Annotated in this window: 3 protein-coding genes; all 3 read right to left on the bottom strand. The window is 59.1% G+C overall.

Going from position 1 to position 3,881, the window contains the following annotated elements:
* Positions 1-143: 143 nt before the first annotated feature.
* Complete coding sequence (locus tag D8V06_RS06390) at positions 144-2,045, bottom strand: ATP-binding protein (protein WP_056853117.1); 1,902 nt, start codon at positions 2,043-2,045, stop codon at positions 144-146.
* On the bottom strand, positions 2,042-2,974 hold the full coding sequence (locus D8V06_RS06385) for an ABC transporter substrate binding protein (protein ID WP_130907414.1): 933 nt from the start codon (positions 2,972-2,974) through the stop codon (positions 2,042-2,044). Before D8V06_RS06385 ends, D8V06_RS06390 begins: the two co-directional genes overlap by 4 nt.
* 1 nt (position 2,975) lies before the next feature.
* On the bottom strand, positions 2,976-3,881 hold a 906-nt coding region (locus D8V06_RS06380), incomplete at its 5' end, for a TonB-dependent receptor (protein WP_177434387.1).

Raw genomic sequence — 3,881 nt, 5'->3', positions numbered from 1 at the left:
GGTGAAAGTCACAGCACCAAGGACATGAATGTACACTTGTGCACTGAAATTTTTATTCAAGCCCCTTTATGGGCCTGTTCGGGTGTCTAAGACTGCCGCACTTTCGCCTTTGACGCCAGTCACAGATGGTCGAAAGGCCTGTACTACCGCACCCAGCGCTGCAGAATTTGCTGTAGATCATTACGTTTGAATGGCTTGGCCAGGTAATCGTTCATCCCCGCCGACAAGCAGGCTTCGCGGTCGCCCTGCAAGGCATTAGCCGTCAAGGCGATTATCGGCAAGTCGGTGCAGCCGGGTAACTGGCGAATCTGTCGGGTGGCTTCATAACCGTCGATGATCGGCAGGCGACAGTCCATCAGGATCGCTTCGAAAATCAGACTTTCGGCACTGCGCACCGCCTGCGCGCCATCGGCAGCGACGCTGACAGTAAAGCCCAGACTGCGCAACATTGCTTCGATGACGGTTTGATTGACCGGGTTGTCTTCTACCAGCAGGACATTGCGGCCCTCACCGTCGCCATCGCCCGCAGGCATGCGTGAGGTCAGCGCCGGTAATGACTGTTGACAGAGTGCCAGCGGGATCTCGAGGGTGAACACCGAACCACGACCTTCTTCGCTCTGGGCACGCAAAGTCCCGCCCATGCGCTCCGCAAGCGTGCGGGCAATCGGCAGACCCAGGCCGGTCCCGCCGTAGCGTCTGGAAATCGAGCTGTCGGCCTGTTGGAATGCGTTGAACATCAATTCCAGACTGTCGGCCGGAATGCCGATTCCGCTATCGCGCACGCTGCAGGTAAACCACAGCAATTCATGATCCAGTGATTGCCACTGCGGTTCGATGGTTACGCGGCCCTGCTCGGTAAACTTCAACGCGTTGCCGACCAGGTTCACCAGAATCTGCCGGATCCGCGTCGGATCGCCTCGTACCTGCAATGCGCGCATGTCCTGAGGAATCTGCAACTGCAGCTCGAGCCCGCGTTGCGCAGCGCTGTGCTGGAAGGATTGGGCGCAGGCGCTGATCAGGTCGGCCAGGTTGAACGGGATATGCTCCAGCTCCAGTTCCGAGCGTTCGATACGCGAGAAATCGAGAATGTCGTTGATGACTTTGAGCAAATGTTCGGTGGACTCCGAGGCCAGTGCCGCGTACTCGACCTGTTCCTCGGTCATCTCGGTGGTTTCCAGCAATTGCAGCATGCCCAGCACACCATTCATCGGCGTACGCAATTCGTGGCTCATCATGGCCAGGAAGTCGGACTTGGCGTTGTTGGCCTTTTCCGCTTCTTCGCGGGTCTGGATCAATTGCTCCATGGCTTGCTGCTGTTCGCGGCTGGCCTGTTCGAGACCGCTGGCGAGATTGTTGATGTGTTGCGACAACGCGCCCAGTTCAGTGTCGTCGACGATCGGCAGCGGAGTCTTGTAGTCGCCTTCCTGAATCGCCTTGACTGCGTTGCCGATATCACGGATCGGTTGCGACAGGCTTGCGGCCAGGCGTCGGGCCAGCAGGAAAGTAAACAGCAGGGCGAACAGTGCCAGAATGGCGGCCTTGAGCAGGATTTCCTGCTGGCGCTGACTGAACGCATCATTGGACAGGCCGACGATCACCCGACCCAGATAATCCTCGACAGGAGCGGTGGTGGCGACCTTGCTGTTCTGGAAAAAATCGTTGTGTAGCGGCACCCGTTGCAATCGCACGGGCGCCTGGAATACTTCGACCTGATGCGGTCGATTGTGGCTTGCCGACGGCTGCTCGACGTACACCAGGATCCGGTTGGCGCTGTCCTGGACCTCCAGAAAACGCACGTTGGGCGTGGCGAGTGTGGCTTTGAGCAGACTTTCCAGCACTTCGTTGTTGCCGGAAATCACCCCGTATTCCGTGGCCGGAGCGAGCTGGTTGGCGATGAGTTGGCCAGTGTGGTTGAGCTCCTGACGCAGGTCCTGGATCCGCACGAACGTGAAGAAGCTGATCAACAGCAAGGTCAACAGCAGGGCAGGGCCGAGGCTGATGATCTGGGTGCGGGTATTGATGTCCCAACGGCGACGGAAGGTCATGGGCGGCGTTCTCCTTCGGCCAGCAGGGTTGCAACAGAAGATTCATTGATCTGCTCAATACCTAGTGAACGAGCCACCTGCGGGTTACTTGAGACTTTGAAACGGTGCGGGTAATACGTGCGCGGCCAAGCGGCGGGTGGCTGGTCGAGCAATTGATCAAGCATCGCCAGCCAATCGTTTTGATCGCTGTAACTGCTGGCCAGGCTTCCAGCCTTGACGAATCCGGCGTTGGGGCCGATCAGCGCCAATTGTCGGGCATAGCTGCTGAGCAACAGGTTTTTCGCGGTTTTCGAGTTGTACAGATCAGGGTCATCGAGGCCGAGCAATACGTCGCTTTTGTTGAGCAGCGTTTGCAAGGGGCGACTGTCCTGGGTGTTGTCCCAGCGCTCGCTGACCACCTCAAGCCCCAGTGGCCGGGCGGCCTGGCGCAGTTCTTTCAAGAGGAACTCGCTGTGACTGTCATACAGCACGCCAATGCGTTTCACTTGGGGCAACAGGATTTGAATCAGGCGCATCTGGCGGTCCGCAGGTGGATCGCTCCAGAGCAGACTCAGCTGTGCAGGCACCGCGTCACCCAAGTGTTGCCGGGCTTGCAGACGGCTGATACGCAACACCAGGGTCGGCGGGCCTTGGCTGTCCTGCAGGCGCCAGTCGAGGCTCGGCAAATCGAGCAGGATCAAACGGATGTCCACCGGCAGTTTGCCCGGTGCCGGCAAAGTGGCCAACGGCTGGAAACGCACGTTATCGGCAGGTCGCAACTCGCGCAGGGCCTGAACGAAGGATTGCACCCCGGAGCTGTCTTCTGCCCCGGTCAACAGAATGTCCGCGGCGTTGGCCGAAAGGCTGCCGAGCCAGCCACTGACCACCAGGCACAGCATGGCCAGCAGATGGCCCAGGCCTGGCGTCTGGCGAGGCGGACAATAAGCCATCTTAAAGTGCCAGCTCCGCGCTGAAGTACATCACTTGGCGCTCGTCATAATTATTGTCAATGAAGGTGGTCGGTTGATGATCGAGGCGGTGCTGGAGCACGCCAGCCAATTCCAGGCTGGCTTTGCCCAGACGGATACGTTTGGCGATGCGCGTGTCGATTCGTTCGAAGCGGTAGCCGTTCAAGGCGTCGTCACCGTAGTAGAAAAGCGCGCTGTTCCAGCCTTTGCCCCAGTCGCGCATCCAGCCGGCGGAACCGCTATTGCGAGCCGTCTGTCGTGCGTCCTGGGGATTGCTCGCGTCGACATCGACGTAGGCGTAGGTAAAGCGCAAACGGTCAGCGTCGTCGACACGCCAGTCGAGCTGGGTTTCCGCTCCGGAAAATCGTGCGGTGTTGGCGTTACTGGCGATGAACTGATTGTTGCGCAGCGGTTCGCTGATCATGCCGGTGATTTCGTCATGGAACAGCTTTACGTCAAGAGCGAGCCTCTGTCCGGCGAAGTATCCGTTATAACCCAGTTCGCGAGAGCGCATATGTTCCTGGTCGAGATTGCCGGGGCCGCGGGTCTTGACGAAGTAACGGGCGCTGGACTGGCCATAGGCCGTCGGTTGCAGGTTGGTGACGCGGTAACTCCAGTTGACGCTGTTTTCGAACATGTCCGGCGAACGGATGGCTTCGGAGTACACCGCCCGCAAGCCATGGCGCGGGTTGATCAGGTAATTGACCGCCACCCGCGGCGTCAGTGAGTTGCCGATCAACTGCGTATCTTCGAACATCGCGCCGCCTTGCAGCAGCCAGTGTTCGCTGGCGCGCCACTCGAGTTGGCCGAATGCCCGCCACGTGGTGTCATCAAGGGTGCCATTGAAGTAAGTCTCGGAATCTGCCCGGTCGTAACGATAGTTCAAGCC

It is taken from the genome of Pseudomonas sp. Sample_24, assembly GCF_004307605.1.
In the GTDB taxonomy this organism is placed as follows: Bacteria; Pseudomonadota; Gammaproteobacteria; order Pseudomonadales; family Pseudomonadaceae; genus Aquipseudomonas.
The sequence above is the reverse complement of the archived record's forward strand: the minus strand, read 5'-3'. Positions and strand labels throughout refer to the sequence as shown.